This window comes from Pseudogemmobacter sp. W21_MBD1_M6 (assembly GCF_052119585.1).
GTDB lineage: Bacteria > Pseudomonadota > Alphaproteobacteria > Rhodobacterales > Rhodobacteraceae > JBGQOJ01.
The window spans coordinates 62,113-75,695 of sequence record NZ_JBGQOJ010000013.1 but is presented as its reverse complement, the minus strand read 5'-3'; the positions used below and the strand labels follow the sequence as shown (position 1 = coordinate 75,695).

At 61.6% G+C, this 13,583-nt stretch carries 15 protein-coding genes; 1 reads left to right on the top strand and 14 read right to left on the bottom strand.

The window, feature by feature from the left end; all coding sequences use genetic code 11:
- Window positions 1-125: 125 nt before the first annotated feature.
- On the top strand, window positions 126-1,091 hold the full coding sequence (locus ACEN2R_RS13675; protein WP_442043116.1) for a LysR family transcriptional regulator: 966 nt from the start codon (window positions 126-128) through the stop codon (window positions 1,089-1,091).
- A 5-nt stretch (window positions 1,092-1,096) separates the two neighbouring features.
- Here the strand turns inward: ACEN2R_RS13675 and ACEN2R_RS13670 are convergent, their stop codons facing one another.
- From ACEN2R_RS13670 to ACEN2R_RS13605, 14 genes are all read right to left on the bottom strand, one after another.
- Window positions 1,097-1,453 carry a cytochrome b/b6 domain-containing protein gene (locus ACEN2R_RS13670; protein WP_442043114.1) on the bottom strand — a complete coding sequence of 119 codons (357 nt, stop codon included), beginning with the start codon at window positions 1,451-1,453 and terminating at the stop codon, window positions 1,097-1,099.
- Window positions 1,454-1,676: 223 nt separating this feature from the next.
- A complete protein-coding gene (locus ACEN2R_RS13665; RefSeq protein ID WP_442043112.1) occupies window positions 1,677-1,910 on the bottom strand; it encodes a hypothetical protein in 234 nt (77 codons plus the stop codon).
- 384 nt (window positions 1,911-2,294) lie between these two features.
- The gene (locus ACEN2R_RS13660; protein ID WP_442043110.1) at window positions 2,295-2,810 is read right to left on the bottom strand and encodes a helix-turn-helix transcriptional regulator; all 516 of its coding nucleotides are present in this window, start codon (window positions 2,808-2,810) and stop codon (window positions 2,295-2,297) included.
- Window positions 2,811-2,927: 117 nt separating this feature from the next.
- The gene (locus tag ACEN2R_RS13655) at window positions 2,928-4,118 is read right to left on the bottom strand and encodes a DegT/DnrJ/EryC1/StrS family aminotransferase (protein ID WP_442043108.1); all 1,191 of its coding nucleotides are present in this window, start codon (window positions 4,116-4,118) and stop codon (window positions 2,928-2,930) included.
- Between the two features lie 85 nt (window positions 4,119-4,203).
- Window positions 4,204-5,508 (bottom strand): NAD(P)/FAD-dependent oxidoreductase, encoded by a 1,305-nt coding sequence (locus ACEN2R_RS13650; RefSeq protein ID WP_442043106.1) that lies wholly within the window; start codon window positions 5,506-5,508, stop codon window positions 4,204-4,206.
- Window positions 5,505-6,860 carry a glutamine synthetase family protein gene (locus tag ACEN2R_RS13645; RefSeq protein WP_442043104.1) on the bottom strand — a complete coding sequence of 452 codons (1,356 nt, stop codon included), beginning with the start codon at window positions 6,858-6,860 and terminating at the stop codon, window positions 5,505-5,507. The genes ACEN2R_RS13650 and ACEN2R_RS13645 overlap by 4 nt, the downstream gene beginning before the upstream one ends.
- The gene (locus tag ACEN2R_RS13640; protein WP_442043102.1) at window positions 6,853-7,545 is read right to left on the bottom strand and encodes a type 1 glutamine amidotransferase; all 693 of its coding nucleotides are present in this window, start codon (window positions 7,543-7,545) and stop codon (window positions 6,853-6,855) included. The genes ACEN2R_RS13645 and ACEN2R_RS13640 overlap by 8 nt, the downstream gene beginning before the upstream one ends.
- Before the next feature lie 74 nt (window positions 7,546-7,619).
- On the bottom strand, window positions 7,620-8,954 hold the full coding sequence (locus tag ACEN2R_RS13635) for a glutamine synthetase family protein (RefSeq protein WP_442043100.1): 1,335 nt from the start codon (window positions 8,952-8,954) through the stop codon (window positions 7,620-7,622).
- The gene (locus ACEN2R_RS13630; RefSeq protein WP_442043098.1) at window positions 8,951-9,790 is read right to left on the bottom strand and encodes an ABC transporter permease; all 840 of its coding nucleotides are present in this window, start codon (window positions 9,788-9,790) and stop codon (window positions 8,951-8,953) included. The genes ACEN2R_RS13635 and ACEN2R_RS13630 overlap by 4 nt, the downstream gene beginning before the upstream one ends.
- Complete coding sequence (locus ACEN2R_RS13625; RefSeq protein ID WP_442043096.1) at window positions 9,787-10,668, bottom strand: ABC transporter permease; 882 nt, start codon at window positions 10,666-10,668, stop codon at window positions 9,787-9,789. Before ACEN2R_RS13625 ends, ACEN2R_RS13630 begins: the two co-directional genes overlap by 4 nt.
- Before the next feature lie 47 nt (window positions 10,669-10,715).
- Window positions 10,716-11,435, bottom strand: coding sequence for a transporter substrate-binding domain-containing protein (locus ACEN2R_RS13620; protein WP_442043094.1), 720 nt, complete (start codon window positions 11,433-11,435; stop codon window positions 10,716-10,718).
- Window positions 11,436-11,470: 35 nt separating this feature from the next.
- Window positions 11,471-12,250, bottom strand: coding sequence for an ABC transporter ATP-binding protein (locus tag ACEN2R_RS13615; RefSeq protein ID WP_442043092.1), 780 nt, complete (start codon window positions 12,248-12,250; stop codon window positions 11,471-11,473).
- Between the two features lie 122 nt (window positions 12,251-12,372).
- Window positions 12,373-13,107, bottom strand: a complete 735-nt coding sequence (locus ACEN2R_RS13610; RefSeq protein ID WP_442043090.1) for a phosphate/phosphite/phosphonate ABC transporter substrate-binding protein — start codon at window positions 13,105-13,107, stop codon at window positions 12,373-12,375.
- Window positions 13,104-13,547 (bottom strand): TerB family tellurite resistance protein, encoded by a 444-nt coding sequence (locus tag ACEN2R_RS13605; RefSeq protein ID WP_442043088.1) that lies wholly within the window; start codon window positions 13,545-13,547, stop codon window positions 13,104-13,106. Before ACEN2R_RS13605 ends, ACEN2R_RS13610 begins: the two co-directional genes overlap by 4 nt.
- Between the last annotated feature and the right edge of the window lie 36 nt (window positions 13,548-13,583).

Genomic DNA, 13,583 nt, shown 5'->3' with positions numbered 1-13,583 from the left:
GTGCGTCGCCTCGCTCATTCTGCCCGGAAAGCGCCGCTAAAATCCGGCACTTTGCCGTCTCTGCGTTGCACCAGCCGGACGTTGGCCCTAGCGTGGGACAAGCCGAAGCCGAAAAGGGCAACCAGATGGTCGAGACACCGGGACGGATTACCCTTTGGGGCATGGAGGTGTTCGTGGCCACCGCCGAAGAGGGCGCGATTTCCGCTGCGGCGCGCAGGCTGGGGGCAAGCCCCTCGGCCGTCAGCCAACAATTGACCAACCTCGAGGCCGCCCTTGGCGTTGATCTTTTGCACCGCAATGAACGGCCCGTGACCCTGACCCCCGCGGGCGAGATGTTCCGTTCCCGGGCGCATGTGATCCTGAACGAGGCCGCAGTGGCGCGGGCCGAACTGGCGATGCAGGATTTGACCCGTTTAACGCGGTTCAGGCTGGGCATGATCGAGGATTTCGACGCCGATGTGACGCCGCGCCTGTTGTCGGATATGGCCAGCGAGCTGACGGGATGCCAGTTTTTGCTGGAAACCGGCCCCAGTCACCGCCTGTTCGACCTTCTGGACAGCCGTGCGCTTGACGTGATCGTCGCCGCCGACATGGGGGCAGAGGCCGATTGGATGGAAGTGCATCCGCTGTTGTCGGAGCCCTATGTCGCGGCGGTGCCCAAGGGAATGATGGATGCGGGCGGCGATGTTCTGGCGCAATTGCAGGCGTTGCCGTTGATCCAGTATACCCAGCGCCATCATATGGGTCGGCAGATCGCGTCGCATCTGGCGCGGCAAAACCTGACGCTTGCACACCGGTTCGAGTTGGACAGCTATCACGCGATCATGGCGATGGTGGCGAGTGGTGCGGGCTGGACGATCCTTACTCCGCTTGGCTTTCTGCGGGCGCAACGGTTCCGCGATATGGCCGATGTGCTGCCGCTTCCCTTCGCGCCGTTGTCGCGCACGATTTCCCTGACCGCGCGGCGCGGGGTGCTGAAGGACATTCCCGCCCGAACCGCCGTTCAGTTGCGCGGGTTGTTGCAGGAAATGATCGTCGCCCCCGGCCTGGCGCGTATGCCGTGGCTGGGAGAGACGCTAAAGCTGATGTAGGGCCTTCAGTCGCTCATTATCATTGACACAACCAGAATTTCGCGGTGCCGCAGGCTGGAAAAGACGACGCCCGAAACATGCAACGTAATCAGCGCCAGCGCACAGTTGACCAGCGTTTTATGTGAATTTTCGACCGATTCGACGCCGAAATAGGCATCCATGCCCATCATATATCCGGTCGCCCCGATCGAGGCGAGCGTTGTCAGAAGGGCGATGATCATCGCGCCGCCCGCCGGATTACGGCCCAGATAGCGCGCCTCGCGCCCGGTCAGCATATCGCGAAGATAGCCCAGCAGGCGGCGTGGGTCGGACACAAAGTCGGCGAAACGGGCGTGTTTGCTGCGGATGAATCCGCAGATCAACCGAAACCCCGATCAGCCCGACCACCACATATCCAAGATATCTGTGCAGGTCGCGCGGGGTGTCGATGACATAGGCCGATGCGAACAGCGCGACCATTGACCAGTGAAAAAGGCGTACCCCTGCGTCCCAGACCCGGATACGTGGGGCGTATTGGATATTTGTGCAGCTGTTTTCATGATGCGCCTCCCTTTTTTATGTTGCTTAGGCTTCGATACGCTCAATCTAAACACCGGTGTTCGGGTCAAAGAACACTCCAGTTTGGTGTCGTTCAGCGTGCCGTAAACTTCGTAGCATCCACCCGAGTTGATCATGACCGCGATGACCGCTCCGCCCTGATCCTCGAAGGATTTGACCGCTTCCCATCGGTTTCAGCGCCTCGCCGCGAGAGCAGGCGGGTTCGGCGAAAACGGGGGCTGCGAGGGCGGCAAACAGGGCCGAGAGGATGATCTTTTTCATGGTGCAAGTCCTTTGATTAACGAGGGAGTGACCGTCGGCACCGCGCCTACGACGGCCAATCCCTAGCCGCGGATTTCGACGCTGTGCTAAAGGCCAGAGGTTTAGGGCAGTATGTCTGTACTGAAGGATGACGGGCCTGTAACCCGAGTGATACGCAGGACTATGTCGATGCATCACCGTAGGAACGACGCAGACGGATCAGTGCGTTTTTTGACGCGAGACGCCATGCAAAATATTGATTTTTAGAAACTTTAAATATTTTGGTATGTGATGATATCCGTTGTGCCGGGGCGCGTCGCGCTGCGGGCAGGGGGGCTTGCCTGCTTTGGCGGGGATCGGTCCGGTCAATTGGCAAGGCATCGCCCGAAAGCGGCGCCGCCCGCGTCAGGCCTCATTTCCAGTATTCGGGACCAGCGGCGTGCCCATCAGATCGTCGATCAGCATGGTGGCAAGCTGCGTTCGGCCCGTGACACCCGCCTTGCGATAGATCGCGTTCAGCTGTGTCTTGACCGTTCCGTCCCGCGACCCGCGCATTTCGGCGATTTCGGTGATTGAACAGCCCTTGATTGTCAGGGCGGCCACATCCGCCTCGGCGGGGGTCAATGCCCAGTCGCGGAAATAGCTGTCGATCACGTTCTGCATCTCGCCCCGCGCGATTTTCATGCTGCGGGCGGTTTCGGACCTGTCGATCAACAGACGCCTTAGCATCCGCGCCTCCAGCGCCGCCGCAGAGATCAGGGACAGTGTCGCCAGCGTTTCCATGAACAGGTAAAAGACCGACGCGCTGTGGCCTTCCAGAATGTCCTTGATCACATCATAGACGAAAAACGCGGCACAGGCGGCCTGAACGGCAATCAGAATGACCAGATAGGCCTCTCTGCCGTTGGTTCGTTTGAACATTGTCTTTGCCCCGCATCACAATTCTTAGGCGACTTTGCCTGTTTAGCGGGCTTTGACAACCGTGTTCGTCGGCATCGCAACTTTCTGCGCAGGGATGCGCCTGAATGCAGGCCGGTGTCAGGCCACGGCGCGGGTTTCGCCCATGACCTGATCCGCCGCCGCAATCAGCGCGTTTGCGATAAAGTCGAGGTCGGCCTTTTGCAACCGTGCGGGCAGGCGAACGTCACAGGCCCGCATCAGCATCGCGCGGGTTTGGGGCAATTCCGGCAGGTCGCCCAGAAACTGCCAGTTCCAGAAGGCGCGCGCGTTGTCGGCGCTCAGGCCGAAAATCTGCACCTTTACGCCGTTTGCGGCGGCCACTTTGGCAAAGGCGCGGGCGTCCGCCTCTGACAGGCCATCCAGATTGAACTGGATCGAATCCGGGGCGCGCAGTTCTTGCGGCAGGGCGTCCGGAACGGTGATCCAGGTCGATGTGTTCAGCCGGTCCGCCACATAATCGTGGTTGGCGCGGCCATCCGACACCCGGCGCGCGACCTCTGGAATTTGCGGGCGGATCACGGCGGCGCTCAGGTTTTGCATCCGCAAGTTATACAGCGGCAACCGGTTCTGCCATTCGGCAAAGGGTGCGGCCAGCACATCGTGCTTTTGCCAGTTATGCTCGTATGCGCCGGACATGATGACGGCCTTGGCGACCAGTTCGGCGTCGTCGGTCACCAAAATGCCGCCTTCGCCCGCGTTGATCAATTTGTAGGACTGGAACGAGAAACAGCCGATCTTGCCAATCGTGCCGATTTTTCTGCCGTTCCACAGGGTTCCCAGCGAATGCGCCGCATCCTCGATCACGGGAATGCCGCGGGCATTGGCCAGTGACATGACCCTGTCCATGTCAGATGTATGACCGCGCATGTGGCTGATCAGGACGGCACTGATGCTGTCATCCAGCTTGGCCTCGAAATCGGCCATGTCGATGCGATAGTTGCTGGCAACCTCGACCAGAACGGGCACGCATTCGGCATGGACCACCGCAGAGGGCACAGCGGCAAAGGTGAACGCGGGGATCAGGACGCGGGCGTCGTGCGGCAGGCCAAGCGCCTTGAGCGACAGGAACAGCGCGGCAGAGCACGATGACACGGCAAGCGCGTATTTCGCCCCCATGAACGCGGCGAATTCGGCCTCTAGCAGGGCGACGGGGGCCGCTTCGGGGCTGGTGTAGCGGAACAGATCGCCGCTGGCGAGCAAACGGTCGATCTCTGCGCGGGCAGCTTCGGGGATTGGTTCTGCGTCATAGACGTTCGGGGCAAGAGCCATGTTTTCGTCTTTCCTGAAAGTAGATTTCAGAAAAACCGTAAACGAAAATTGTAACAGTTTCCATACGGACCTTTGGGGACGGCGGCTATATGCCGATCCGGTCGCGCAGGCTATACCATGTCATTGCCAGCGCCAGCAGCGGGTTGCGCAATGCGGTGCCGCCCGGAAAGGCGGGCGTTTTCACGCGGGCCAGAACGTCGAAGCGTTCGGATTGTCCGGCAACCGCCTCGGCGATGACCTGCCCCGCAAGCGTGGCCAGCGCAACGCCATGCCCCGAATACCCCGAGGCGGACAGGATGTTGGGCGCGGGCCGCAGGAAACAGGCCATGCGGTTGATCGTGATCGCAAGTGTGCCGCCCCAGGCATGGTCGATGCGGGCATCGGCCAGCTGCGGAAAGACCTCTAGCATGGGTTTGCGCACCGTGGCGCGGATGTCGGATGGAAAGCGGTATCCATAGGTTTCACCGCCACCGAACAGCAGGCGCTTATCGGCGGACAGCCGAAAGTAGTTCACCACGAATTTGCTGTCGGCCACCGCCACATCGCGCGCGATGATGCCTGACGCACGCTCGCCCAACGGCTCTGTCGCGATGATGAAGTTGTTGATCGGCATGACCCGCGCCGCCACCTTGCGGTTCAGCCCGCCAAGATAGCCGTTGCAGGCCAGCACGACATGGGCGGCCTTGACCTGTCCGTTCTGTGTGCGGATGGTCAAGGTCGCGCCCTCGTCGATATGGTGCACCTCTGACCGCTCGTAGATCTGTGCCCCGGCCCCGGTCGCGGCGTGGGCCAGCCCAAGGGCAAAGTTCAGCGGATGCAGGTGCCCCGCGCCCCTATCAAGCACCCCGCCCTGATAGGCGCGGCTGCCGACAAGCGCCTGCATCGCGTCGCGGTCCAGTGTCTCGATCAGGTCATAGCCATAGTCGCGGTGCAATTTCTCGGCATAGGCATGACTGTGCGCCACCTGTTTCGCGGTCCAGTCGGCATGGGCGACGCCCGGTTTATAGCCGCAGTCGATGGTGTGATCGGTGATCAGCGATTGAACCAGCGCCTTGGCGTCCTCTGCCAGACCCCACAGGCGGCGGGCGTCGTCCTTGCCTACCATCTTTTCCAGCGCGTCTTGTTCCAGACGTTGCCCGCTGCCGACCTGCCCACCATTGCGCCCCGATGCGCCAAAGCCGACCCGCTGCGCCTCGACCACGATAACGCGGTAGCCGCGCTGCGCCAGATGAAGCGCGGCCGAAAGCCCAGTGTAGCCCGCGCCGATCACGCAGACATCCGCCGTCTCCTCGCCCTTCAGGGCGGGGTAGGGCGCATGGTCGATGGCCGTCGCCGCGTACCAGCTGGCGGGATAGGCGCCGGGGCGGTCGTTGGCGTGCAGCAGGTTCATACGTTCATCAACAGATGTTCCCGTTCCCACGGGCTGATGACTTGCAGGAAGGCGTTGTTTTCAAGGCGTTTCACGGCGGCATAGGCGCTGCAGAAATCGGGATGCAGAACCTGCTGCATATCGGTCGCCTCTTCGAACAGGTCCAGCGCGTCGGCCAATGTGCCGGGAATGTCGGCACCGGACGCATAGGCGTCGCCGGTGAATTGTGGGCGGGGCATCTTGCCCTCGATCAGCCCCAGATACCCGCAGGCAAGTGACGCCGCGATGCCCAGATAGGGGTTCACATCCATCCCAGGCAGCCGGTTTTCCACACGGCGGCCTTCGGGTTCGGAAATTGGAACGCGGATGCCGGTTGTGCGGTTGTCGCGGCCCCATTCAAGGTTGATCGGGGCGGCAAAGTCGCGGACATAGCGGCGATAGCTGTTCACATAGGGGGCCAGAACCGCGATCACGCTGGGCATGTGGTTCTGCATGCCGGCGATGAAATGCATAAAGGCATCGGTTTCCGACCCATCGGCGTTCGAGAAGATGTTCAGCCCGGTTTTCAGGTCCACCACGGAATGATGGATATGCATCGCGCTGCCCGGTTCGTCCTGAATGGGCTTGGCCATGAAGGTTGCGAAACAGTCCTGACGCAGGGCGGCCTCGCGGATCAGGCGCTTGAAGAAAAAGATCTCGTCGGCAAGCTTGACCGGATCACCGTGGCGCAGGTTCAATTCGACCTGTCCGGCACCGCCTTCCTGCAGGATGCCGTCGATTTCCAGGCCCTGCGCCTCGGCGAAATCATAGATGTCGTCGATTACGGGGCCGTATTCATCGACCGCCGACATGGAATAGGCCTGTCGTGCGGCGGCGCGTCGGCCAGAGCGGCCCATGGGCGGCTCGATCGGCTGGTTCGGGTCGATGTTGCGCGCGACAAGAAAGAACTCCATCTCGGGGGCGACGATGGGTTTCCAGCCGCGTTCGGCGTAAAGATCGACCACATGTTTCAGCACGTTGCGCGGGGCGGCGGGCACGGGTTTTCCCTGCTGGTCGAACACGTCGTGGATCACTTGCAGCGTGACATCGGCGGTCCATGGTGCCGCGCTGGCGGTGCTGAAATCGGGCTTCAGCACCATGTCCGGCTCGGTAAAGCCGTCGCTGGCTGAATCGGCCCAGTCGCCGGTGATGGTCTGCATGAAGATCGAGTTCGGAAGATAGAACTGCGCCTGTGTCTTGAATTTGTTTGCGGGCATCGCCTTGCCGCGGGCAATGCCCGAAAGGTCTGCGACGATGCACTCAACCTCGTCCAGCCGCCGCCCTTCGATGAACTTTTTCGCGTGGATCGGAAGCTTGTCTGTCCATTCAGCCATGGGGCACCTTGCGGGGTTGTTTGAAAAAGTCCGAGATTTGCCGGACAAGACGGGCTTGGTCCACGTCCGGGGTCAGTGCGGCAAGAGCCTGATCAAGCTGAGCGTCGGGCACGACGCCGCGCCCGCGGGTGTTGATCAGCCCTTCGATGAAATCCGCGCCATATTCGGGATGGGCCTGCACCGTAAAGGCCCGGTCGCCGTAAACCAGCGCAGCATTTTCGCAAAAATCGTTGCGGCCCACAACCGTCGCGTCTGCGGGTCGTTCGGTGACCTGATCCTGATGCCAGGCATTCAGCGTTACCTTTTCGCCGTTCATATCATAGGTCTGCGGGCCAACCGCCCAGCCGCCTTTGAACTTTTCGACCGTGCCGCCCAAGGCCCGTGCGATGATCTGGTGGCCGAAACAGACGCCGACCATGGGGATCGCCGCGGCATAGATGTTGCGGACCAGATCCATCAACGGGGCGATAAACGGCAGATCCTCGTAGGCGCCGTGGCGTGATCCGGTGATCAGCCAGCCGTCGGCTGCGTCGGGGCCGCCGGGGAATTCCATGTCCACAACGCGGTAGTTCTCGAATGTGAACCCCTGTCCGGCAAGAAGCTTTTTGAACATGAGGTCATAATCGCCGAAGGGTTCCAGCAGCGCGTCCGGAGCATGGCCGGTCTGTAAAATACCGATTTTCATAGGTCACCAATAGGAGTTGTCGCCAAAATGCTACCCCTCGCCGCCGCGCGCGGCAAGGGGGTCGATTTTGCGGATCAGACCGTGTCGAGGTAAAGCTCTGTCTGCTCTTCGTCGCTGAGATCGGCCATATAGTGCATTTCCTGCCGCTTGGTCCGCACCAGATTGTCGATCATCATCGGCGGAAAAATCCGCGCGATGACCGGGCTTTTCTCAAAGGCATCAATCGCCTCTGCCCATGTGCCGGGCAGTTGCGGCAGTTCCGCCTTATAGGCGTTGCCGGTGATGGGCGGCGGCGGCAACAGGCCGTCCTCGATCCCGATCAGGGCAGCCCCAAGCACACCGGCCAGCATCAGATAGGGGTTGATGTCGCCGCCCGCCACGCGGTGCTCCACGCGACGCGCGGCGGGGCTGCCGCCCGGCACGCGGATCGCGGCGGTGCGGTTTTCATAGGCCCAGCAGATGCCGGTGGGCGCATGGGCGCCCGGAACAAGCCGCTCGTAGCTGTTGGCGTGGGGCGCGAACAGCAGCGCGCTGTCGTGCATCGCAGCCATACATCCGGCAATCGCGTGCAGCAGGGCAGGGGTGCCCTGCGCCGTGCCATCGGCAAAGATGTTGTTGTCGTCGCGGTCCAGCACCGAAAAATGCGTGTGCATCCCGTTGCCCGAGAATTCCTCGTAGGGTTTGGCCATGAAACTGGCGGCAAAGCCGTGTTTGCGGGCCAGCCCCTTGACCAGCATCTTGAACAGATAGGCGTCGTCGGCGGCGCGCAGGGCATCGGGCACATGCACCAGATTGATCTCGAACTGGCCCAGCCCCGCCTCGGAAATGGCGGTATCTGCCGGAATATCCATGGCTTCGCAGGCGTCGTAAAGGTCGGTAAAGAACTGGTCAAAGGCATCAAGCGCCCGCAGCGCCAGCGTCTCGGCCCCCGTCCGGCGCTTGCCGGATTTCGGCGAGCGGGGCACGCGCAGGTTCTTGCCGCTGTCGTCGATCAGGTAAAACTCCATCTCGGTTGCCACGACGGGCGTCAGGCCAAGCGCCTTGTAGCGGTCCACGACGCGGGCCAACGCATGGCGCGGGTCGCCGTCAAACGGGCGGCCATCTTCGTGATACATCCACAAGGGCAGCAAGGCCGTCGGCGCGTCCAGCCATGGCATTGGCACAAAACCGCGGTCCGTCGGCAGAAGAACCCCATCGGGGTCGCCGCTGTCGAACACCAGCGGGCTGTCCTCGATGTCCTCGCCCCAGATATCCAGATTCATGACCGAAAGCGGAAAGCGGGTGCCGTCCTCTTCGATTTTGCTGGCGAAACGGGCCGGAATGCGTTTTCCGCGGGCCTGACCGTTCAGGTCCACTGCGGCGACACGGATGGTTCTTACGTCGGGGTTGTCTTGGAGCCAGGAGCTCATCTGATTACCTGTGGTCGGATGCGGAGGCGCATGCGCGCGCCCTGGGGAAGGTGACGGTTCAGGCGATAATTGATCGCCCCGAAAACTGTGATGATGCACAGTGTCACCAGAATGAAATAGAAGGCCACGATCGGGTATGCCACGAAGGGGTTGAATGTCTTGTCCGCGAAATAGCTGGCATAGTAAAGGGCGTCGCCCTTTTGCTGCCATGCGGGAAAGCCTGAAAAGAACACCAGTGTCGTGGCGTGGAACAGAAAGATCGCCTCGTTGGTGTAGGCGGGCCATGCCAGGCGCAGCATGGTGGGCCAGATGACCCTGCGGAACCGTGTCCAGCCGGTCAGGCCGTATGCGTCCGCCGCCTCGACGTCGCCCTTGGGGATCGACCGCAGCGCGCCGTAAAAAATCTCGGCGGAATAGGCAGAGGTGTTCAGGAACAAAACGATCAGCGCCCCTGCCCATGCCTTTGTCAGCCAGGAGGTCTGGACCGTCAGTTCGACCAGCCCCAGATTGATCTCGACCCCGGCGCGGGGCAGCATGACGAAGGTTTCGTAGGCAAGGAAGAACTGGATGAACAGCGGTGATCCGCGAAAGACAAAGATGAACCATTCAGCCGGTTTGCGCATCCACGCGCGGGGGCTGGCCTTTGCCATGGCTAGCCCGATTGCGCACATGAACCCAAAGGCAAGCGCCATGATCCCGAAATAGACGTTCCAGATCAGGCCGGACCCGATCAACGTGAACTGCTGGCAAAGGTCGAAATCCGATCGCGGCAAAAGCCGCTCGCCTATGCCGATGGACCTTAGGCCATAGGCCTGGATGGTCTGAAGGCAGCTCATGCGCGGGCCTTTCGCTGCGCTTCGCCGGCAACCGTGGCCTGCCCAAGGGTCAGGCGGGTGGTCAAACGGGCCAGAATGACCTCGCTCAGCTTGGTCAGGCTTAGATAAAACACCAGCAACCCAAGGAAATAGTAAAGCCGCCAGTCCGGGTGCGGGTAGGCATAGGCCGAGGTTTTAGATCCCCCCAACTCTTTCGCCCAATAAACAATATCGGGCACGCCCAGCAGGAACAGCAGCGGCGTCGCCTTGATCAGGATCATCCAGAGGTTCGATAGGCCGGGCAGGGCGTAGACCCACATCTGCGGCACCATGATCCGCCAGAATGTCTGGCGGCGGGACATGCCGTAGGCCTCGGCTGTTTCAAGCTGCCCGCGCGGAACCGCCTGCATCGCGCCGGACAGGACGTTGGCGGCAAAGGCGCCGAACACAATGGCAAATGCCAGCACGGCAAGGAAAAACCCATAGGATTCATGGACCCATTGCGGTGACGAGGATAACGGCAGTTTCGCCTGCGCGCAGACCACGAAATCGCTGCCCTGCCGGATCGGCTGATCCCAGTCGGGGCATTTCACCTTGTGGCGGAGGTATTCGAACCCTTGATCCATGGCGATCGGCACAAACAGGAAGAACGCGATGTCGGGAATGCCGCGCACCATCGCGGTATAGATTTTGCCGATCCAACGCAGCGGAGCGATATGCGACCGCGCCGCCATTGCGCCACCAAACCCCAGCACCATCGCACTGGGGGCGGTGACCAGCATCAGCGCCATAACGGTCAGGAACGACCAATAGAACGCCATATGCTTTCCCGTTGTCAAATAACAGGAAAGCCATGTCAGGCCATCAAGGGCAGCGGGATCTGTGCAATAGGTGAACATGGGTGCCTGAGGGGCGGGACCGCATTCGGCCCCGCCCCGTTGCCTGATCAGTAAACGGTGGCGTCAGCGCCGAACCATTTGACGATCATCGCATTCAACGAGCCGTCCGCCTTCATCTCGCCGATGGCGGCGTCCAGTTTGCCCTTCAGTTCGCCGTCGGACTCGCGCAGGCCAAGGCCGATGCCGCCGCCCAGTTGCACGTCCGTGCCGGCAAACGACAGCGCGCCGCCGGATTCAGCGACGATTGGCGCAAGGAAATCCTTGTCGGCGAACACAGCGTCGGCCTCGCCGTTGCGCACCGCCGCGACGGTTTCGTCAGGGGTTGCGAATTCCAGCAAGGTCGCGCCGGATTCTGCAACATGGCCCGCCTGAATGGTGGCGGCCTGTGCAGCCACGATACCCGCGACATCGACATCAGCCGAAAGTGCTGCATAGGCCGAGGCGGCAGGCGGGATGTAGTTCTGGGTGAAGTCGATGACCGCATCACGCTCGTCGGTGATCGACATGCCCGCGATGATCACGTCATAGTTGCCGGAGACAAGGTTTGGAACAATGCTGTCCCAGTCGTTGGTGACCCATTCGCAGGTCAGCGCAGCGCGCTTGCACAGCTCGTCGCCCAGATCACGCTCGTATCCGTCGACTTCGCCCTTGTCGTTGATGAAGTTGTACGGAGGGTAGGCGCCCTCGGTGCCAAGACGCACGGTTTGTGCCATCGATGCACCCGCGGTCAGGGCCAGAAGGGCTGTCGCCAGAATCAGTTTTTTCACGTGGTAGCTCCCAATCATAGAACGCTTTATTTTGCTTAGGCAGAGACAGTCGCGCTCAGGAACTGTTGCAGCCTTTCGGTTTTCGGGTTGCCGAAAACCTCTGACGGCGGGCCCTGCTCCTCGATCTTGCCGAGGTGCAGGAATACGACGTGATCGGACACGTCGCCTGCCAGCCGCATGTCATGGGTCACAAGGATCATGGTCCGACCCTCGTTCGCCAGATCTTTGATAACCTTCACAACTTCCTGCTCCAGTTCTGGATCAAGGGCCGATGTGGGCTCGTCGAACAACAAGGCCTTGGGTTCCATCGCCAGCGCACGCGCAATGGCGGCGCGTTGCTGCTGGCCACCCGACAGCATCGCGGGAAAGGCATCGCATTTGTCGCCGATACCGACCTTGGCAAGCAGGTCGCGGGCGCGTTTTTCGACCACGGCGCGATCCTGTCCCAGCACCGTCACCGGTGCCTCCATCACGTTCTGAAGGATGGTCATATGCGCCCATAGGTTGAACTGCTGGAACACCATCGACAGGTTCGTGCGGATCCGCAGCACCTGTGCCTTGTCGGCGGGGTGCCGGTCCAGCCCTTTGCCGCGCCATGTGATCGGCTCGCCCTCGAACAGGATATCGCCCTGCTGGCTGTCCTCCAACAGGTTGCAGCACCGCAGCAGCGTCGACTTGCCGGACCCCGACGACCCGATCAGCGACACCACATCGCCGCGCTTTGCCGCGATGTCGACGCCTTTCAGCACCTCTAACGACCCATAGGCCTTGTGCAGGTTCTTGATCTGGATGACGGGGGGCGTGTTCGCAGTCACTTGTTCGTCTTTGTTAGGTCCGTTCACGCCGGATTACGTCGTAAAACAGTCATAATTGCAACGCTCAAAGCGCCGGTGACGCAAGGGAACGCGACAGTTTCGCCCGATTTCCGGGCAAAAGATTACGGCGCAGGCGGGTTGGGAACGGCCAGATAGGCGTCATCGGGAATCGCCACCAGCCCTTTTATCAACAGCGTGTCGCGATCCTCGCGGGAAAGCGCGTCGATTGCGGCACCCATGGCGCGGCGCAGATCCTGTGTATTCGCGCCAAGGGCCGCAATATAGGGCAGGCCGGGGGTGGGGGTGGTTCTGTCAAACACCACAAGGTCTTTGGCATAGGCGTCATAGCGCCGGATCATCGCCCATGTCACCGCGTCGATCGCCGCGAAATCGGCACGGTTTTCATGAACGGCCAGGGCGGATGCCCGATGCCCGCCGGTCTGCATGGTGGTCCTTAGCGTGACCCCAAGGCCTGCCGCATGGGCAAAGGGGGCTGCCCAACCCGATTGCGACCCCGCGTCGTTATAGGCGAACCGGGCGTTGGCCAGTTCGGCAACCGTGTCGCGCGGATCATCGGCGCGCTTGATGAACACACTGTGGTAGTAGCCCGCCGGGCACCCGTCGACGCCGTAATCCGGCGTGCCGATGCGCGACACCTTGCCATGCAGAAAGGTTCGGTAGGGCATGCCGCAGGTCTGCGACAGCACCAGATCGGGGCAAAGCCATGTGGCGTGCAAATCAGCGCTGCGGGTCAGGCCCGCAGGCCCGTATCCCAGCGCGTCGCGGATCAGCGCCCAGAACCTGTCGTTTGCCGCTGCCGTCTCGACCCTGTCGTACATCGGCAATGCGGCGATCACGGGCGCTTTGCCTCGACCCTTTGGCGCGCCAGCGCAGAGTCGCGGTCGTTGACCCCCAACAGATTCGCCACAAGGCGCAGCAGTGTGTCTTCGTCCGTGTCGCGCACGCCGTCGGCCAGCACCACATCCCACAGCGCCTCGATCACGCCTTCGCGGTCCTCGTAGGGCACAGCGTCCTTGATCGCGCGGGTGAACCGCACGGTATCGGGGGCCTCTGATTCCAGTATTTCGGCATTTCTGCGCAGTGACACCACCTCGAAGGCCGACAGGGCGTATCGCGACATCAGGATGCGGTCGATCCGCCCGACCTCCTCGGGGGCATAGTCGCCGTCCGATCGCGCGATGCGCACCAGAAGGGCGGCCAGCGCAAGGCGGGCGTCAATATCGTTCAGGCGGGCGGGCTGCGGCTGGATCAGCCGTTTCAGGAAATCTGCAAACATGGCCAAAGATATAGAGTGGTGGTGCGGCTGCGGAAA

What these genes read in the sequence shown, in the direction of transcription:
- ACEN2R_RS13650 (WP_442043106.1), bottom strand. Translation starts at nt 5,508, where the DNA reads ATGAACCTGCTGCACGCCAACGACCGCCCCGGCGCCTATCCCGCCAGC.
- ACEN2R_RS13640 (WP_442043102.1), bottom strand. Translation starts at nt 7,545, where the DNA reads ATGAAAATCGGTATTTTACAGACCGGCCATGCTCCGGACGCGCTGCTG.
- ACEN2R_RS13655 (WP_442043108.1), bottom strand. Translation starts at nt 4,118, where the DNA reads ATGGCTCTTGCCCCGAACGTCTATGACGCAGAACCAATCCCCGAAGCT.
- ACEN2R_RS13645 (WP_442043104.1), bottom strand. Translation starts at nt 6,860, where the DNA reads ATGGCTGAATGGACAGACAAGCTTCCGATCCACGCGAAAAAGTTCATC.
- ACEN2R_RS13665 (WP_442043112.1), bottom strand. Translation starts at nt 1,910, where the DNA reads ATGAAAAAGATCATCCTCTCGGCCCTGTTTGCCGCCCTCGCAGCCCCC.
- ACEN2R_RS13605 (WP_442043088.1), bottom strand. Translation starts at nt 13,547, where the DNA reads ATGTTTGCAGATTTCCTGAAACGGCTGATCCAGCCGCAGCCCGCCCGC.
- ACEN2R_RS13675 (WP_442043116.1), top strand. Translation starts at nt 126, where the DNA reads ATGGTCGAGACACCGGGACGGATTACCCTTTGGGGCATGGAGGTGTTC.
- ACEN2R_RS13635 (WP_442043100.1), bottom strand. Translation starts at nt 8,954, where the DNA reads ATGAGCTCCTGGCTCCAAGACAACCCCGACGTAAGAACCATCCGTGTC.
- ACEN2R_RS13630 (WP_442043098.1), bottom strand. Translation starts at nt 9,790, where the DNA reads ATGAGCTGCCTTCAGACCATCCAGGCCTATGGCCTAAGGTCCATCGGC.
- ACEN2R_RS13660 (WP_442043110.1), bottom strand. Translation starts at nt 2,810, where the DNA reads ATGTTCAAACGAACCAACGGCAGAGAGGCCTATCTGGTCATTCTGATT.
- ACEN2R_RS13625 (WP_442043096.1), bottom strand. Translation starts at nt 10,668, where the DNA reads ATGTTCACCTATTGCACAGATCCCGCTGCCCTTGATGGCCTGACATGG.